The sequence below is a fragment of the Lutispora sp. QWL-02 genome (assembly GCF_058315355.1).
In genome coordinates this window covers 3,652,778-3,669,375 of sequence record NZ_CM177762.1, presented here as the reverse complement: position 1 = coordinate 3,669,375, position 16,598 = coordinate 3,652,778, and the positions used below count along the sequence as shown (strand labels likewise).

17 protein-coding genes, 1 riboswitch and 1 other annotated feature are annotated in these 16,598 nt (G+C 40.9%); of the genes, 9 read left to right on the top strand and 8 right to left on the bottom strand.

Translation table 11 applies throughout. The features are described 5' to 3' along the window. Nucleotides 1-192 precede the first annotated feature (192 nt). From AC4HCY_RS17430 to AC4HCY_RS17420, 3 genes are all read left to right on the top strand, one after another. The gene (locus AC4HCY_RS17430) at nt 193-1,149 is read left to right on the top strand and encodes a LysO family transporter (protein ID WP_491094749.1); all 957 of its coding nucleotides are present in this window, start codon (nt 193-195) and stop codon (nt 1,147-1,149) included. A 296-nt stretch (nt 1,150-1,445) separates the two neighbouring features. Next, nucleotides 1,446-2,084, top strand: coding sequence for a GyrI-like domain-containing protein (locus AC4HCY_RS17425; RefSeq protein ID WP_491094748.1), 639 nt, complete (start codon nt 1,446-1,448; stop codon nt 2,082-2,084). A gap of 46 nt (nt 2,085-2,130) precedes the next feature. Then, nucleotides 2,131-2,568 carry a VanZ family protein gene (locus AC4HCY_RS17420; RefSeq protein WP_491094747.1) on the top strand — a complete coding sequence of 146 codons (438 nt, stop codon included), beginning with the start codon at nt 2,131-2,133 and terminating at the stop codon, nt 2,566-2,568. Nucleotides 2,569-2,580: 12 nt separating this feature from the next. Here AC4HCY_RS17420 and AC4HCY_RS17415 read toward each other — a convergent pair whose 3' ends face one another. The 3 genes from AC4HCY_RS17415 to AC4HCY_RS17405 form a co-directional block, all read right to left on the bottom strand. After that, a complete protein-coding gene (locus AC4HCY_RS17415; protein WP_323432236.1) occupies nt 2,581-2,895 on the bottom strand; it encodes a HepT-like ribonuclease domain-containing protein in 315 nt (104 codons plus the stop codon). A gap of 291 nt (nt 2,896-3,186) precedes the next feature. Next, nucleotides 3,187-4,647, bottom strand: coding sequence for a glutamate--tRNA ligase (gltX, locus tag AC4HCY_RS17410; protein ID WP_323432235.1), 1,461 nt, complete (start codon nt 4,645-4,647; stop codon nt 3,187-3,189). 23 nt (nt 4,648-4,670) lie between these two features. Then, nucleotides 4,671-6,113, bottom strand: a complete 1,443-nt coding sequence (locus AC4HCY_RS17405) for an aminoacyl-histidine dipeptidase (RefSeq protein WP_491094746.1) — start codon at nt 6,111-6,113, stop codon at nt 4,671-4,673. 207 nt (nt 6,114-6,320) lie between these two features. On the opposite strand from AC4HCY_RS17405, the gene AC4HCY_RS17400 reads away from it, so the two are divergent. The 3 genes from AC4HCY_RS17400 to AC4HCY_RS17390 all read left to right on the top strand — a co-directional run bounded on the left by AC4HCY_RS17400 (nt 6,321) and on the right by AC4HCY_RS17390 (nt 10,189). Then, on the top strand, nt 6,321-6,719 hold the full coding sequence (locus tag AC4HCY_RS17400) for a helix-turn-helix domain-containing protein (protein ID WP_323432233.1): 399 nt from the start codon (nt 6,321-6,323) through the stop codon (nt 6,717-6,719). Between the two features lie 108 nt (nt 6,720-6,827). Beyond that, nucleotides 6,828-6,993: riboswitch (M-box (ykoK) riboswitch) on the top strand. Nucleotides 6,994-7,174: 181 nt separating this feature from the next. Beyond that, the gene (mgtE, locus tag AC4HCY_RS17395) at nt 7,175-8,509 is read left to right on the top strand and encodes a magnesium transporter (RefSeq protein WP_323432232.1); all 1,335 of its coding nucleotides are present in this window, start codon (nt 7,175-7,177) and stop codon (nt 8,507-8,509) included. A gap of 102 nt (nt 8,510-8,611) precedes the next feature. Beyond that, nucleotides 8,612-10,189, top strand: a complete 1,578-nt coding sequence (locus AC4HCY_RS17390) for an S-layer homology domain-containing protein (protein WP_491094744.1) — start codon at nt 8,612-8,614, stop codon at nt 10,187-10,189. A 104-nt stretch (nt 10,190-10,293) separates the two neighbouring features. Here the strand turns inward: AC4HCY_RS17390 and ilvB are convergent, their stop codons facing one another. The 5 genes from ilvB to AC4HCY_RS17365 form a co-directional block, all read right to left on the bottom strand. Then, nucleotides 10,294-11,952, bottom strand: a complete 1,659-nt coding sequence (gene ilvB, locus AC4HCY_RS17385) for a biosynthetic-type acetolactate synthase large subunit (RefSeq protein ID WP_323432230.1) — start codon at nt 11,950-11,952, stop codon at nt 10,294-10,296. Nucleotides 11,953-11,984: 32 nt separating this feature from the next. Continuing rightward, nucleotides 11,985-12,977 (bottom strand): ketol-acid reductoisomerase, encoded by a 993-nt coding sequence (gene ilvC / locus AC4HCY_RS17380; RefSeq protein ID WP_323432229.1) that lies wholly within the window; start codon nt 12,975-12,977, stop codon nt 11,985-11,987. A gap of 106 nt (nt 12,978-13,083) precedes the next feature. Then, nucleotides 13,084-13,311 (bottom strand): ACT domain-containing protein, encoded by a 228-nt coding sequence (locus tag AC4HCY_RS17375; RefSeq protein WP_255227506.1) that lies wholly within the window; start codon nt 13,309-13,311, stop codon nt 13,084-13,086. A gap of 44 nt (nt 13,312-13,355) precedes the next feature. Beyond that, nucleotides 13,356-13,617, bottom strand: a binding site (T-box leader). 100 nt (nt 13,618-13,717) lie between these two features. Beyond that, nucleotides 13,718-14,098, bottom strand: coding sequence for a bactofilin family protein (locus AC4HCY_RS17370; protein ID WP_323432228.1), 381 nt, complete (start codon nt 14,096-14,098; stop codon nt 13,718-13,720). A 16-nt stretch (nt 14,099-14,114) separates the two neighbouring features. Then, entirely contained in the window at nt 14,115-15,080 is a 966-nt protein-coding gene (locus AC4HCY_RS17365; RefSeq protein WP_491094743.1) for a peptidoglycan DD-metalloendopeptidase family protein, read from the bottom strand. Between the two features lie 244 nt (nt 15,081-15,324). Here AC4HCY_RS17365 and AC4HCY_RS17360 point away from each other — a divergent pair, with 244 nt between their 5' ends. The 3 genes from AC4HCY_RS17360 to thpR all read left to right on the top strand — a co-directional run bounded on the left by AC4HCY_RS17360 (nt 15,325) and on the right by thpR (nt 16,515). Then, complete coding sequence (locus AC4HCY_RS17360) at nt 15,325-15,588, top strand: YkuS family protein (protein WP_323432226.1); 264 nt, start codon at nt 15,325-15,327, stop codon at nt 15,586-15,588. Nucleotides 15,589-15,698: 110 nt separating this feature from the next. Beyond that, entirely contained in the window at nt 15,699-15,938 is a 240-nt protein-coding gene (locus AC4HCY_RS17355; RefSeq protein WP_323432225.1) for a hypothetical protein, read from the top strand. A 19-nt stretch (nt 15,939-15,957) separates the two neighbouring features. After that, nucleotides 15,958-16,515, top strand: a complete 558-nt coding sequence (thpR, locus tag AC4HCY_RS17350) for an RNA 2',3'-cyclic phosphodiesterase (RefSeq protein ID WP_491094742.1) — start codon at nt 15,958-15,960, stop codon at nt 16,513-16,515. Nucleotides 16,516-16,598 lie beyond the last annotated feature (83 nt).

The following is a 16,598-nucleotide window of genomic DNA, read 5'->3' as shown; positions in this document are numbered from 1 at the left end:
TACAAAGCCTTGTAAATTCATTGCTCACATATTTTGAGCAGAGGAATTCGGCATGTTGCCCATATTAATCGACAGGTATGATATAAAGGATATAAAAAGCAAATATGCTATAATCAAATCATTAGGTGAACTGTTGGAATTATTATGATGGGAATGTGAAGATAGAGGTAAAGAGAACGGAGGTGCTCTTAAATGACATGGATGCCCTTTTTATGCCTTGCGGCAGGTTTTTTTATAGGTACGCGCAGCTTGGCGGAAAGAACATTGAAAAGGATTGATGTTATAATTAATATCGCTTTGGTTGTGCTTATGCTCACCATCGGAATGAATATAGGCACAAATCCTTCGGTTATGTCAAACCTGCACTCTATAGGTTTAAATTGTCTTGCCATATCTTTATGTGCCATTGCCTTCAGCGTCCTTTTTACGGCAATAACGGAGAAAACTGTGCTGCCGCTGGAAAAGCTGAGGGATAAGCTTTCAGCGGAGAATATCAATATAAACAGCGAAATCGATATTTCCCAAGAAGAGAAAGATAAAAATTCACTGCTGATCTGGATTATGCCTGTCAGCATCGTTGTAGGTGTACTGCTCGGTTATCTTGTTATGCCCCACGCACTGCTCTTTATACTTGATTATTTGCTGTTCGGCTCTCTGGTTATCCTTTATGTCAGTGTTGGCATAAGCCTGGGGTCCAATAGAAAGGTTTTCAGATATATAAAGATACTCGGCTTTAGAGTCATCTATATTTCAATAGCGATTTTTTTGGGAAGTATTGCGGGGGGCTTTGCGGCAGGGACGATTTTTCATGTGCCCTTACATACTGCTGTAATGTCGGCAAGCGGGATGAGCTATTACAGCTTAACAGGAGCATATATGACGAGGGTTTACGGAATTGAGGCGGGGACATACGGGTTTGTTGTAAATGTAATGCGGGAATTTTTTACGGTATTGCTGCTGCCGCTGCTGATAAGGATCAGCACAGGCAGTCCGATTGCGGGAGGCGCTGCCGGCAATATGGATACCATGCTTGTGCCTGTAACGAAATTTGTAGGAGTTGAGTTGGGGCTGGTCACTCTTATTACGGGAGCTATATTGACATTTGCGGTCCCCTTTATACTGCCTGCTTTATATGGCTTGTTTCTATAGGCGATTGTGCGCATATGCAATGGCTGGCATTCAGCCAATGATGATCCAATGAGAAAAGCGGGGGAATATAAATGTCATTTTGCATAGATCATTTAAATAGATATGTTTCGGATGTCGATAAATTTATAACTTTACAGTTTTATCTTAAAGATCCGGATGGATTCGAGGTCGATTTTATTCAATAGACTGATAAAGAAGGCTTCTATGATAATCTAAAGATGAAGAATAGATATTATAATATGACGCACTAATGTCATATTTGATTTGATAAGCTTAAAGAAAAAGGAGTGATTTATATGCCGGATAAACTTGATTACAAAAAAGAATACAAGGACCTCTATATGCCCAAGAATAAGCCGTCACTAATTGAAATACCTGCTATGAGCTTTATTAAGGTTAATGGCAAAGGCGGGCCGCAAAATGAGGAATATCAAAATGCCATATCTATTCTATATGGGCTGACATTTACGATCAAGATGAGCAAGATGGGCGGGAACCAGCCTCCCGGATATTTCGAATATGTTGTGCCTCCTCTGGAAGGATTATGGTGGTGTGAAGATGGAGGATTCGATTTTGAAAAGCGTGATTTATGGCGTTGGACTTCAATGATAAGGCAGCCGGAATTTGTCACTCCGGAAGTATTTGGGTGGGCAGTCGGGGAATGCAAAAGGAAAAAGCCCGAGCTTGATGTAAGCCTTGCAAAGCTCGAGGAATTTTCGGAGGGATTGTGTGTTCAGATGATGCATATAGGCCCTTATTCCGATGAGCCGGAATCAATAAAAATCATGAAGGATTTCATGAAAGAAAATAACCTGACGGATGCAACAGGCATTGAGCGCAAGCATCATGAAATATATTTATCTGACCCGAGAAAAACAGCTCCTGAAAAGCTGAGGACCGTTCTAAGACATCCTGTGGAGCAGGGCATATTATAAGATAAGTCATCAGACAGCGGAAGGCCGGAAAGCGGGGTTATAGATAATGGGCAGTATTTTTAAGATATTTTTATTAGTTTTGTATTTAGTCCTTCTATCCTGGAGAATGTTTTTTTATGCATACAGCAATTTTTACAGAATCCCGGGGGGCCGGGCATATCAATACAACTTGGTTCCGCTAAAGACCATATACAGCCTTATAGCCAGCTATTCCAGGTACGGATTTACTGTATGGGCATATAACCTTTTCGGAAATATTGTTGTTTTTATGCCCCTTGGATTTTTGCTTGCAGCATTGCAAAAAAAGAAGAGCAGTTTAGCGACTGTACTCATCTGCTCATTCTTCATCATTCTGTTTGCCGAATTTATGCAGCTTATCATGAAGGTAGGGGTTTTCGATATCGATGACATCATCTTAAATCTTATAGGCTGTCTTGCCGGCTTCCATGCCCATAGAATTTTAGCAAAGCATAAGCTTTGGTAAAGGGTATGGCACTTATATATGCGGTTTTAAGATACGGGAAAAGCAAGGAGGTATGATCATGTCAGGGGATATTACTGTCAGAAAGTGTGATTCAAAGGATGAATCGGCCTTCAAATATGGTATATCGCTTATTAAGGTAATCCATACGTCACCCATTTTTATAGTTTGATATTTATGGGCGGCTATATCACGCATTCCGGAAATTGCTTTACATGGTATGTGGGTATAATTTGATTTTAATTCGTCTGTAAGGTTTTTAACAAGTTCCCCAATAATGATAAGAGTCATAGAAGTGGCTCGTTTTGTTTTTTCATCAACAAGGAACATTTACATGTCAAATCCTTGTATCATATCTTCTATAACATATATTTCTTCTATTATTTTATTTATTATAACGTAGATTTTATATGTTTTCTAACCCCTGTTTATTGAGAAAAATTATAGTTAAAGCAAGCCCAAATGGAAGTATAAGGTAGACAATGAACCGGAGACTACAGCATCTTAAAGATTCTTCGCTGCGCTCAGAGTGACGATTGCTCAATCATAATTTCGGTATCAAATATGACACATAACAAAAACCTGCTGGCAGCGTGTGCTGTCAGCAGGTTTGCATATCATCTATTGTTCAGTTTTCAGCTTCACTATCCCGATTTCAATTCTTCTGATGGTTTCATCCTTGCCCAATATATCAGCTATTTCATAGGCGCCTCCGGGAGTGAAGGACTTGCCGGATACGGCTGTTCTTATAGGCCATAGCACCTGACCGTTTTTTACGCCCAATTCTTCTATGAGCTTGGTTATGCTGTCTCTGATATTATCCAGATTCCAGACCTCCAAAGCCTTGAGCACAGGGAGCGCTTTTTCCAGGTTTGCTATAGAAACAGCATAATCGGTTTTCATTTTCTTGTGGACATACATTTCTATAGAATACTCCGGCAGCTCGTCAAAGAAATCAAGCTGAGAGGGTATATCCCTCATGATCTCAGTACGGGTATGGAGCAGCTCGCTTATTTTTTTATAGTCATATTCCTTCTTCAGGGTCTCCTTATAATAAGGCATTGCCATTTCATGGAATTCATCCAAAGAAAGCTTCCTTATATATTCGCCGTTCATCCATTTTAGCTTTTCCATATCAAACATGGCAGGAGCCTTGTTGATCTTTCTGTAGTCAAATACCTCTATAAGCTCCTTTAAGGAGAATATTTCCTGATCCGTTCCCGGATTCCAGCCCAACAGAGCTATATAGTTCATAACCGCTTCCTTTAAAAATCCTTTTTCCAGCAAGTCCTCAAAGGATGCATCGCCTTTTCTCTTGCTCAGCTTGTTATGAGCGTCCCTCATTATGGGCGGGCAATGCACATACACAGGTATGTTCCAGCCAAAGGCTTCATACAGCCTGTTGTATTTCGGCGATGATGATAGGTACTCGCTGCCTCTCACCACATGAGTTATACCCATCAGATGATCATCCACCACATTTGCAAAGTTATATGTGGGCATTCCATCGGATTTCAACAGTATCATATCATCCAGCTCCGCATTATCCACGGATATGGAGCCGTATATGTCGTCATCAAAGGTAGTGACTCCGGTCTTTGGATTGTTCTGCCTTATTACATAAGGCTCTCCCTTGGCGAGTTTTTCTTTTATCTCTTCCTTTGAAAGGCCAAGGCAGTGCTTATCATACTTATAGGGAGTTTTTAAAGCTTCTGCCTGACTTCTTAAAGCTTCCAATCTTTCTTCGGTGCAGAAGCAATAGTAGGCTTCGCCCTTTTCAACTAATTTTTCTGCATACTCTTTGTATAAGGGTTTTCTTTCGCTTTGCACATAAGGGCCTACGGGTCCCCCTATATCAGGGCCTTCATCGTGTATGAGGCCCGAAAGCCTTAAGGCATTATATATGACGTCTACTGCACCTTCTACATATCTTCCCTGGTCCGTATCCTCTATTCTGAGTATAAAATCTCCGCCATCATGCTTTGCTATCAAATATGCATAAAGAGCAGTTCTCAGATTGCCCACATGCATATAGCCTGTAGGGCTTGGTGCATATCTTGTTCTCACTCTATCATGGTTCATTGTATCACTCCTTAATTTAACGCTTAACTATCTAAGGCTTCTAAAACTGCTGCCAGATATTCATAGGTTCTTTTTATTGACGATATGGATACATGCTCGTTGGGAGTGTGGACATCATACATATCGGGGCCAAAGGATATCATATCAAGGTCTTTTATTTTCTCTCCAAACAGCCCGCATTCCACGCCGGCATGGATAGCCACTATTTCAGGCTCTTTGCCGTATTTTTCCCTATATATCTTTTGAAATACCTCTCTTATCCTGGAGTCTGGATTATATTCCCACGCCGGATATTCTCCATGGGCGTTGAAATCTGCCCCCGCGAGCTTTGCGGCTGCATAAGCCTGCTCCTTTATATATTCCTTGAGACTGCCGACAGAGCTTCTTATTGAAGCATCAAAGACTATGCCTTCATCGGTTGTGGCAACCACTCCTAAATTGCTGGAGCTTTCAACCAGGCCTTTTATAGAGCCGCTCATGGTTTGAATCCCGTTGGGTATTGTCATCATGAGGCTTATAGCTTTTTCAGTGCAATACGTGCTCAATGCTCTGCCATGGCTGCCGTCGGCTTTGGTTAAGGTTAAGGTTACATCAGGGTCTGTAAATCTCAATTCACTTTTGAGAGTATTATCCCATTCCTTTATTATTCCCAGCAGGGCTTGGAATTTGTCAGCTTTTGCAAAAATTACGGCATCAGCTTCTCTGGGTATGGCATTTGTCTTGGAGCCGCCGCTTAGATGAGAAAGCTGGAAGGGGATTTCCTTGTATATACCGTTTAAAACCCTTCCTAAAAGCTTATTGGAGTTACCCCTGCCCTTATCTATCTCCATGCCCGAATGACCGCCTTTGAGACCTCCGATGGCTACTATGTAAGCCTCCTGGCTATTTCCCGGTTCCTGCCAGTCGGCCTTGAGAGTTGTAGTGGTTCTGGAGCCTCCTGCGCAGCTTACCAGCAGGGTTCCCTCTTCTTCTGAGTCCATGTTGATCAGGATTCTTCCCGATATATTTTCCGGGTTGAGGGCATTAGCTCCTGTCATGCCTGATTCCTCGTCGACAGTTATCAGGACTTCCAAGCTTGGATGCTTTACGTCATCAGAAGTTAGTATAGCCATTGCAAGAGCTATGGCTATGCCGTTATCTGCGCCCAAAGTCGTGTTGTCTGCATAAATCATATCATCTATGTATCTTAATGTGATAGGATCTTTTGTGAAATCATGAACCTTATTTTTGTTCTTTTCGCATACCATATCCATATGACCCTGCAGTATAACTCCCGGCGCATTTTCATAGCCCGAAGAAGCAGGTTTCTTTATTATAACATTAAGAACTTCATCTTGTATGACTTCAAGATTATTTTCCCTGGCAAACATCACCAAAAAATCGCTTATAGCCTTTTCATTCCCGGAACCTCTTGGAATTTTAGATATTTCTTCAAAATACTTAAATATCTTATCCACGATAATCATCCCTTCCTCAATAAATTGAATTCCTATTTATATAATTAGAACGCTTGTTATAATTATATAAATATAGAAGGAATAATTCAACAGTGGAAAATGTTGCATCAAATCCGGCCCTTATTACGTCTAAAATTTAGCATACAAATACAAGTATTTAAACATGGGCAATTGGAAGCGGCCGGCATAAAGGATTAATTTAGGGAGGTGGCATAATTGAATAATAAAAGAGGCCTTATTGCATTGTTCATAGCATTTTCATTTGTTGTGGTATTATCAAATATGATCACGGCAAAATATATAGAGAATAAGGTGAACAATAAGATAAGAGCGGAAATTGAAAGTCTGAGCTATCAGATAATTCAGGTTCGGCATAGTACTGATGCTGTTTACAGCAGCACAAAGCCGGAGGAGAGATGGAATGACGTGATGGCCCCCACAGAGCTGGCAAAATATCTGGATATAAAACTGGCTCAGGTATATAATATTATTGATGACAAGGAATCTGAGATACCTTATGTGCTTATTGAAGGGGCATACAGATTCAACAAGGATGCCATAGATAAGTGGCTGACATCCCGAAAGGTCATCGTTGGTGAAAGTATAGTATACTAGAGACTGGGTGGGGTGGGCGGCATAGCCACAGCGTTTGCTATGGATTATGTCGGAATAAAAAAAATAAATGACCAAGTTGACAATTTATGATTAGATTCATATAATAAAAGCACAGCCCGTTATGTGAGGCTACCTTGCAAATACATGCTGCTGCCGCTAAACATCGAGAGATGCCAAGACGGTTAACAGGTTTTATCGGATTAAGGTTTAACCTAATGCAGCCGGGATATACCCTATGTTGCAGGGAGCTAAAACTATACGAGAGGGGATAGTGAATATGGTGTTTATTCCCTTTGCTTTCGGGCAAAGGGAATATTTATTTTTAAGCTGATTTTTGGAGGTGGTAGATATGGATTCTGGCCCTTTACCTAATAGTTGCCGGAGAAAATCAAATAATAATATAGGAACCATAGCTGCCATCTTTTGGCCTTCGGTTCCTCAGAGGAGGTTTAAAAATGAACGAAACCATTATGAAGCTAATCGAGGAGAACAGATACAAGGATGTCAGAAATGAAATCACCGAGATGAACATCGTAGATATCGCTCATCTCTTGATGGAGTTGGATAAGAAAAAGCTTTTAATACTTTTTCGCATACTTCCCAAGGAAATAGCAGCGGGAGTTTTTTCTTATATATCTTTGGAACTGCAGCAGTATATTATCGAGTCCATAACTGACCGGGAAATAAATAATATAGTCAGTGAGCTGTTTTTGGATGATGCTGTAGACTTTCTGGAGGAAATGCCTTCTAATGTAGTGAAAAAGGTGCTGAGAAATACGGATGAGGAGACAAGGAAGCTCATAAATCAATTTCTCAATTATCCCGATTATTCTGCAGGAAGCGTAATGACCATAGAGTTTGTAGACTTGAAAAAGCAAATGACAGTAAAAGAGGCATTAAATCATATCAGAGCCACAGGTATAGATAAAGAAACTATAAATACCTGTTATGTTATTGATAAAGGCAGAAAACTGGAAGGGGTTTTATCAATAAGAAAACTGATATTGGCTGATGAAGATACCATAATTGACGACATTATGGATGTAGATGTGATATATGCTAATACCCTGGATGATCAGGAGACCATCGCATCCTTATTTAAAAAATATGACCTTACGGCACTTCCTGTGGTAGACAATGAGAATAGGCTTGTAGGCATAGTTACAATAGATGATATAATAGATATAATAGATCAGGAAAATACTGAGGACCTTCACAAGATGGCGGCCATGGAGCCCTTGGAAGAAGAGTATTTGAAGACCAGTGCCTTTGTGCTGGCAAAGCACAGGATAGTATGGCTTCTGATACTTATGATTTCAGCTACCTTCACGGGGAATATAATCAAAAGATATGAAGAATTGCTGCAATCCATGGTAGTGCTGACTGCTTTTATTCCCATGATCATGGACACGGGAGGAAATGCAGGCTCTCAATCTTCAACATTGATAATAAGAGGTATGGCATTGGGAGAAATACGAACTTCCGATGTTTTAAAGGTGTTCTTTAAAGAGCTTAAGGTTAGCCTCATAGCAGGAACAACCTTAGCATTGGTCAATTTCGCAAGGCTCGTTTTTTTTGAACGCATAGATATTGCTATTTCTGCTATGGTGTGCTTCAGCTTGCTTCTTACGGTAATACTTGCGAAGATGGTAGGGAGCATATTGCCTATAGCGGCAAAAAAGATACGATTAGATCCGGCCATTATGGCAGGGCCGCTGATAACCACTATTGTTGATGCGGTGGCACTCAGTATATATTTTGGAATTGCATCAAAGTTTTTAAATATATAAGCGGCGTGAGCCGCTTTTCTTATTGTAATAGATTCTTAATATAATTAATCCATGGTTAATGTTATAATTTAGGTAATCGCATTCTATAGCGGAGGTTGAAAGATGAAAATTTATAGAAAAACTATTTCTTTTATCATAATATTGATTTTGCTGCTCTCTATTGTACAGGGTGAATCTTACGATACTGTAGAGGCCAGAAAATACCTTGTCAGAAACAGCTATGAAATAATAAATGACGGCTCCAACGCTGTATATAATCTTGATATAAAGGTTCTTGCAGGTTCGGATTCAAGTTCGCCTTATCAGAAAAGCCTCGGCCTCAGCATTTACCCTTTGCCCGCTAATTCCTATACAGATGAATGGGGAAATATTTATAGTGTTATAAATGTTAAAACCTTGATGCCTGGAGAAAAAGTTGATGTAATAATTGAAAAAACTATTTTAAACAGCGGGATAGCCTATGAGGAGAGCATTTATAAAATAAATGCAGATTATAGAAAATTTTTTAAGAGCCCGCTGAATTTAAAATATATAAAGCCGGGAGAAAAGATTGAAAGCGACAACCCGCAAATTATGGCAAAGGCATTTGAACTCGCCGAAACTGGTACGACGGTGGAAAAAGCAAAGAAGATATATGATTTTGTAAATCTACATATAAAATATGACACAAATTCTGCATATGCCAATAAAGGCGCTTTAAGCGGCCTTATAAATGGCAGGGGAGTTTGCGATGAATATGCTTCCTTGTTTACTGCGCTTTGCAGGGCAGCAGGCATACCCTCGAGGGTGGTGGCAGGCTATTGGATAGAAGGAGATATGAGGGAGAATGAATGGACAGATGCATCTTCGGAAAGGCATGCCTGGAGCGAATTCTACCTTCCCGGGGAAGGCTGGATCCCAGCAGAGCCTACTTTCATGTACACCTATAATGGAAGGCAGGTGCCCAATGAATATTATTTTGCCAATATAAGGGGCGGAGACAGGCATTTCATAAATAATTATGTCAGCAGCCCTATAAAAAGCGATATAGATGTCCAATATTCCTATTATGATTCCAACGGCACCAGCCTTAAGCTCATATCCGGAGAAGACAGCATAAAGCTTTTGCCGGAAGGGGACAGCAGTATATCGAGGATGCCACTTTCGGATATCGGAAGCAATTGGGCCGCATCCTACATCCAAAAACTGTATGAGGCAGGCATAGTATTTCCTAGAGAAGGCAATATGTATAAGCCCGGTGAAAATATAACGAGGGCTGAGTTTGCAGCCTATCTTGCCAATGCCATAGGTTTGCAGAAGGGTGAAGGCAATGGAAGATATAAAGATGTACCCTATGAAAATCCATATGCAGGATATATTGAAGCAGCATCTATGGCAGGTCTGATACAGGGCTATAAAGGATACTATTATCCTGAAAATAATATAACAAGACAGGATGCAGCAGTCATAATGATGAGGGCTATGAAGCTTTTAAACAAGAATAGAGAAGCCTATTTTATGCCGTATTTTAACGATAAAAAAGCTATAGCTGATTATGCAGCAGATGCTGTAAAGGTTATGTATGATTTGAATATAATGAGAGGGAAGCCCAATAACCTGTTTGCGCCAAAGGACTTTACCACCAGAGCGGAAGCTGCTAAAATCATTTGGACCTTCATGGAAGATATTAAAAGGCCTTAGTACAAGGCCTTAGTACTTCTGAGCTCAGGATTCAGAGCTCAGAATTCAGGCCCAATGCGAGGCTCTTAGGATCAAGAAGGGGAAGCCTAGATTTATACGGCAGGCTAGCGGCCGGTTAGCATATTATCAATAGGCATTCCTGGAGGCACTATAGGGTAGACTCCTGTTTCCTTATCGATCATGCATTCTACTATGGTTGCCTTTTCTGAGCTTATGGCTTTGAAAAGCGCTTCTCGAAGCTGTGCCAGATTTTCAGCCTTTGCTCCGTTTAACCTGTAAGCTGAGGCAAGCTTCATATAATCCACATCATCTGTGAGATCTGTCTGTGAGTATCGCTTTTCCTGAAATAAATCCTGCCATTGTCTTACCATGCCCAGGCTTCCGTTATTGAAAAGAAGAGTTATGATCGGCAGCCTATATTTTGATACGGTGGCCAGCTCATTGCAGTTCATTCTGAAGGAGCCGTCTCCTGCTATATGAAGGACCTTCTTGTCAGGATTTGCGATTTGGGCTCCAATTGAAGCGCCGAGTCCATAACCCATAGTGCCTAATCCTCCCGAGGTGAGGAATCTCCTGGGAGAGTCTACCCTGCAGTATTGAGCTGCCCACATTTGATGCTGTCCCACTTCTGTCACTATTATTGAATCTGTGCCAACTATTCTTTGAGCAAGTGCCAATATATTGGCTGGAGAGAAGGCATCAGGCTGCTGCTTTACTTTGGGGGCCAAGCTTCTTATGCTGCTCAGCCATCGGCTTCTATCCTTTTCACAAACCTTATCGGCAAGAGCCTTCAGCGTATCCTTGACATTGCCCTCAAGAGGGAAATCAACTTCTTTGTTCTTTCCTATTTCTGATCCGTCTATATCTATATGAATTATTCTTGCTCCGGGAGCAAACTTATCCTTAGTTCCTATCACTCTATCACTGAATCTGGCACCCACAGCAATTATCAGATCACTTTCCGTAACCGCAAGGTTTGTTTCTTTATGGCCATGCATACCTACAAGCCCGAGGGAGAGAGGGTGGTTCATAGGGAAGCACCCTAAGGACATAAGCGTATTGGCAACAGGAATGGAAGCTTTTTTCGCCAATTCCCAAAGCTCCGGTTCCGCACCGGCGTGAATTACCCCTCCTCCTGCATAGATCACGGGCTTCTTAGATACATCGATTGCTTTTACAGCTTCCCATAATAAATTATCATCAACGGGAGCAGTTTTTTTCCCTTCCGTAAACATGCTTATCGTAATATACTCACCCTTTGCAGTAAAAATATTTTTGGGTATGTCGATGAGCACCGGGCCTTTGCGCCCGCTCATGGCCGTACGGAAGGCTTCCCTTATTATGGACGGCAGATCCTCAATGCTCTTTACCAGGTAATTGTATTTCGTAATCGGGAATGTAACTGCGGTTATATCAATTTCCTGAAAAGAGTCTCTCCCAAGGAGGCTTTGAGGCACCTGCCCAGTAAACACCACCAAGGGTACCGAATCCATATAGGCTGTTGCAATTCCGGTAACGGTGTTTGTAGCACCGGGACCTGAGGTTGCAAAGCATACACCTGCTTTACCCGTTGATCTGGCGTAGCCGTCGGCGGCATGGACCGCTCCTTGTTCATGGCAGGTCAATACATGAAGAAAATCCTGATGATAATTGAACAAAGCATCATAAAGAGGTATTACGGCTCCTCCGGGGTAACCGAATATGGTATTCACTCCCTGCTCCTTTAAGCAATTGAGGACTATTTCAGCACCAGTGTATTCCATGTTCAATCTCCTTTCTGTTAGCCGTTGCTCGCCTACTTCTTAAGCCATGACATCATTTCCCTGAGATTTTTGCCCACCTCTACTATGGGGTGATTTAACTCTTGTTCTTTTCTCTTATTGAAGACAGGGCGGCCTGTCATATTTTCAACGATCCATGCCTTGGCAAACTCGCCGTTTTGGATCTCTGCCAATACTTTTTTCATTTCTTTTCTTGTTTCTTCTGTTATGATCCTCTTGCTTGTAACATAATCTCCATACTCAGCGGTATCGCTTACGCTGAATCTCATCCTTTCGAAGCCGCCTTCATATAGAAGATCTACGATAAGCTTCATTTCATGCAGACATTCGAAATATGCGATTTCCTCCTGATAGCCAGCTTCTCTTAAAGTATCAAAGCCGGCTTTTATGAGCTCTGTAATACCGCCGCACAATACGCTTTGTTCTCCAAAGAGATCTGTTTCTGTCTCTTCTTTGAAGGTAGTCTCTATTACGCCTGCTCTTAAAGCTCCAAGCCCTCTTGCATAGGCCAGAGCCAGATCCTTGGCCTTTCCTGTGTAATCCTGATGTACGGCCAATAGGGCGGGGACGCCTTTGCCTTCCTGATAAACTCTCCTGACAAGATGTCCGGGACCCTTCGGCGCTATCATGAATACATCCACATTTGCCGGTGGGGTGATCTGCCCGTAATTGATGTTAAATCCGTGAGCAAAGGCCAGCGCATCTCCATCCTTAAGATTTTTTTCTATATATTCTTTATAAACCTTTCCTTGCTTTTCATCCGGTATCAGTATCATTGTCACTGTGGACACGGCCACTGCCTCGTCAACCTCCATGACTTCAAGTCCTGAAGCTTTGGCAGTTTCCCATGATTTGCTGCCTTTATAGAGGCCTACTGCCACATCTGCGCCGCTTTCCTTAAGATTTAGCGCATGTGCATGTCCCTGGCTGCCAAAGCCTATGACTGCAACTTTCTTTCCCTTTAATAATTCCAGACTCCCGTCTTTCTCATAATACATTTTTGCCATGATAATCCTCCCAATCTGTTAAAAAATTTTTGTTTATACTCATAGGCAAGCCTGGCTGCAATAGTGCTGACTTGACCTGATGATTTTCTTAAAGCCCTATAGTTTTTTATACTATGCTCACCTCATATACATCATTGTATTTTTTTATCTGGTTCATCAACTGGTCTACGCTCTTATCCTGATATGACAACATAATCTTGAGATTCGCCTGATTTTCAGTTGCTTGTTCCATATGTATGCTTTTCATACTGAAGCCTTTTCGCCTTATGATCCCGCTGACTCTCATAAGCACATCAATTTCATTGCTCACTTTGGCCACCAGAAGTTTTTCCATATAATTACCTCCTAAAAATAAAATACCCCATCCCAAAATATAAATTTTGGGACGGGGTTTAATCCGTGTTACCACCCATATTCGCTGCAGGTTCACACCGGCAGCCTCTTCAGGTCGAAGAATTAAATTCTTTTAACCCTAGCCATGTAACGGTGGCGAACAAACCGGCCTTATCTACTCGGCATAAAGCCTTTTGACTCGGCAGCTCGGGAGTGATCATTGCATATCCTTCTAATACCGATTCGCACCATACACCGGCTCTCTGTGATTAAATCCGGATACTTTTCTCTCCGTCAATACTTTTATAAGTAAATTGTTTTTGATTCTATAGTATATTTATTCATTTGTCAATAGTAAATTTGAAAAAATATTAAATTAAAAAAAGAGCAGTTGAGATTCTGTTCAACTACTCTTTTGCAACAGCAGCTTCCGCCGCTGCCATTTTGCAGTTACCGTGAAAGATTGCACCTTCGTCCACAATGATGTTCTTAGCATCAATATCTCCGATCAGCTTTGAAGTGGGAGTCAGGTGGAGTTGATTTGCAACCGTTATATTCCCTTCTATGATGCCGGACAACATTATGCTGTCGGCTTTCACATTGCCTTTTATTGAGCCCTCTTCGCCAACTACCAGGTTTCCGGAGAGGATCACATCACCTTTTAATTTGCCGTCTATACGGATAGTACCTTCAGCCGTCAACGCACCTTCAATGCCTGTGTTTTTCCCCACCAAAGTATCGATTCTATCGGTATTGATGGGCATGCTTTTTTTATTCGAATTGAACATATTCAACTCTCCTTTGTTAAAAATATTTTGCCGGATTTACATTTTTGCCATTAAGCTTGACTTCGTAGTGAAGGTGGGCGCCGGTGCTTCTGCCTGTACTTCCTACTTTGGATATTGCCTGGCCTCTCTTTACTTTATCACCCTTTTTTACTAAAATAGATGAATTATGACTATAGGATGTGGTCAGGCCATAGCCGTGAGATATGATGACCATCCTGCCATATCCCGACTGGTAGCCCGCAAACAACACTACGCCATCGCCGGTAGCGACCACTTTTGTTCCATATGGGGCTCCAAAATCTATTCCATCATGAAATTCGCTGCCGCGGCTGGTGAAGGGATTCCTTCTATAACCATATCCGGCTGTAATCTTTGCAACTACAGGAGCTATGGAAGGAACACATCGCAAATAATCAAGCCGGTCTTTAATGGAAGCCACTGACTTGTCGATTTCGGTTTTTTGATTCATAGTTTTTTTTGATAAACTCAATAAAGAGGTCTGAAGAGATGAAAGCTCTGCAGACAAATCATAGCTGTTTCCGCTGACGAACGGCAGAGCAATATTCCCGTCAATCGCTTGAGAAACAGTGCTTAAAGCTGCTTTGCCCTTTGTTTTTGTTTCTTCGGAACCTTTGTCTTCTAATCCCACAGCAGCCTTTACTTCTTCTAGGGCGGCTAGGTTTTGTTCAAGCTGCTTCTGGATTTTTTGCGCATTCAAGTTGAGGCTTTCGATTTCCGCTTTTTGAGAGTTGTTTATCTCTGTAAGGGCTTTGATGTCTTTTTTGCTTGTTTCATACTGAAATTTAAGATGGCTTATCGCATATGCAGAAAAAGACGAGTAAATAATAAGTACTCCCAATATGCCTGCCAGGACCTTAGGCCCCCATATAGGCATTCTTACGGATCTGACCGAAGACTGGGTTTCAGGTATGTACAAAAACGTAGCGTGGCTTTTTTTGCTGCTGACCAAAGCTTTTTTCAATATTTATCACCCTTTACATGTAAAAAACTAAAAAAAGAATTTTTAAAATATATTTGTAACACAATTGTAATATAAATATATTCTAACCAAAGAACATGCTGGGTACAAGACAAAAAATGTAAAACAAGGGTAAAATCCTTCCTCTAAAAATGACAAAAACAGCATGCACTAAAATATGAATATTTTAATTAGATTTGTTCATAAATAATGTTAGATATAAAAAAATCAAAAAGGAGGTTGGAGTATGGGAAAGCTTAAAGTAGGAGTAGAGCCGAATTTAAACAATGTGAAAGAATACCTTGAGAATAAAGATATCAGCGTAAAAGAATTCAGCAGCAAAAAGATGGGATCTTCCTGGACAATGAACAGGTATGATGCAGTAGTAGTTTCAGGCACCGATATAAATATTATGGGCATGCAGGATGCAATAGGAAAGGCAAGAGTTATCGATGCTTCAGGAATGTCTCCCGAAGAAATATATAATGAGATAATCGATATACAAAAGTAGTAATAATCAGAAAAATATAGTAAAATAAAGTGTGTGTAAGGAAGAAACCTTTGACATGCTTTATTTTTTATCTTATCTGTTGAATTTAAAAAATGTGGGGTTGGTTTTACATGAATCTGTCGAAATTAATAGATATTTTATTCTGGATAGGCATTTTGTCCTCCTTTATCGGAGGTATAATGCTCGTGGCTTCATTTACCGTATTTAAAAGAAAGGTCATGAAGACTCCCATATATAAAGAAGTTGAAGCGGAAAACAGAAAAAGTTTTCCCTGGGGTCTCATACTTTTTATATCCGGAATTGCAGTTTTTCTTTTATCCTATTATCTTTCCGTAAGCTACAATATGTGATAAAGGCTGGTAAATTTTTATGAGAACATTTATAGGCATAGATTTTGATGTAAAGGTGAAAAATGGGATTAAAGCCGTTCAGTCTATAGTCAGGGAGAACTCCCAAAGGGGGAGGTTTAAGTATATAGGCAATTTTCACCTCACATTGAAGTTTTTGGGTCAAATATCTGAAGAACAAATTCCCTTCATAAATGAAGTGCTGGAGGCTTCTTCCAAAGAAGTGGGGAGCTTCGGCTTAAACATTGAGGATATAGGCTTTTTCGGAGGCGGAGGCAATATCAGGACTCTTTGGCTGGGCCTTGGCGGCGCTTTGGCTTCACTTGACCTTCTATATAAGAAAATTGAGGAAGGTTTGGAAGGCAGCGGCTTTGATAAGGAGAAAAGGCCATACACGCCCCACATAACCATTGCCCAAGATCTGATCCTTAAAACCGGCTTTGCGGAGCTAAGGGAATCTATAAATTTGAAGGATATACCCGTTATATATGCAGAGAAAGTTTCATTGATAAAAAGTGAAGAAATCCAGGGAAAAAGAATATATACTCCCATATCAACCTTTCAATTGAGGGGCAAATAGGGGATTGGACTAAAGAATAATAAGCAAATAGATGATTAAGTGGTGAAATAGATTGGGAAATATTGATACATCAGCATTCCTCC

What these genes read in the sequence shown, in the direction of transcription:
- ilvC (WP_323432229.1), bottom strand. Translation starts at nt 12,977, where the DNA reads ATGGCAAAAATGTATTATGAGAAAGACGGGAGTCTGGAATTATTAAAG.
- thpR (WP_491094742.1), top strand. Translation starts at nt 15,958, where the DNA reads ATGAGAACATTTATAGGCATAGATTTTGATGTAAAGGTGAAAAATGGG.
- AC4HCY_RS17390 (WP_491094744.1), top strand. Translation starts at nt 8,612, where the DNA reads ATGAAAATTTATAGAAAAACTATTTCTTTTATCATAATATTGATTTTG.
- AC4HCY_RS17405 (WP_491094746.1), bottom strand. Translation starts at nt 6,113, where the DNA reads ATGATTATCGTGGATAAGATATTTAAGTATTTTGAAGAAATATCTAAA.
- AC4HCY_RS17420 (WP_491094747.1), top strand. Translation starts at nt 2,131, where the DNA reads ATGGGCAGTATTTTTAAGATATTTTTATTAGTTTTGTATTTAGTCCTT.
- AC4HCY_RS17415 (WP_323432236.1), bottom strand. Translation starts at nt 2,895, where the DNA reads ATGTTCCTTGTTGATGAAAAAACAAAACGAGCCACTTCTATGACTCTT.
- AC4HCY_RS17355 (WP_323432225.1), top strand. Translation starts at nt 15,699, where the DNA reads ATGAATCTGTCGAAATTAATAGATATTTTATTCTGGATAGGCATTTTG.
- ilvB (WP_323432230.1), bottom strand. Translation starts at nt 11,952, where the DNA reads ATGGAATACACTGGTGCTGAAATAGTCCTCAATTGCTTAAAGGAGCAG.
- AC4HCY_RS17375 (WP_255227506.1), bottom strand. Translation starts at nt 13,311, where the DNA reads ATGGAAAAACTTCTGGTGGCCAAAGTGAGCAATGAAATTGATGTGCTT.
- AC4HCY_RS17430 (WP_491094749.1), top strand. Translation starts at nt 193, where the DNA reads ATGACATGGATGCCCTTTTTATGCCTTGCGGCAGGTTTTTTTATAGGT.
- AC4HCY_RS17360 (WP_323432226.1), top strand. Translation starts at nt 15,325, where the DNA reads ATGGGAAAGCTTAAAGTAGGAGTAGAGCCGAATTTAAACAATGTGAAA.
- mgtE (WP_323432232.1), top strand. Translation starts at nt 7,175, where the DNA reads ATGAACGAAACCATTATGAAGCTAATCGAGGAGAACAGATACAAGGAT.
- AC4HCY_RS17370 (WP_323432228.1), bottom strand. Translation starts at nt 14,098, where the DNA reads ATGTTCAATTCGAATAAAAAAAGCATGCCCATCAATACCGATAGAATC.
- gltX (WP_323432235.1), bottom strand. Translation starts at nt 4,647, where the DNA reads ATGAACCATGATAGAGTGAGAACAAGATATGCACCAAGCCCTACAGGC.
- AC4HCY_RS17425 (WP_491094748.1), top strand. Translation starts at nt 1,446, where the DNA reads ATGCCGGATAAACTTGATTACAAAAAAGAATACAAGGACCTCTATATG.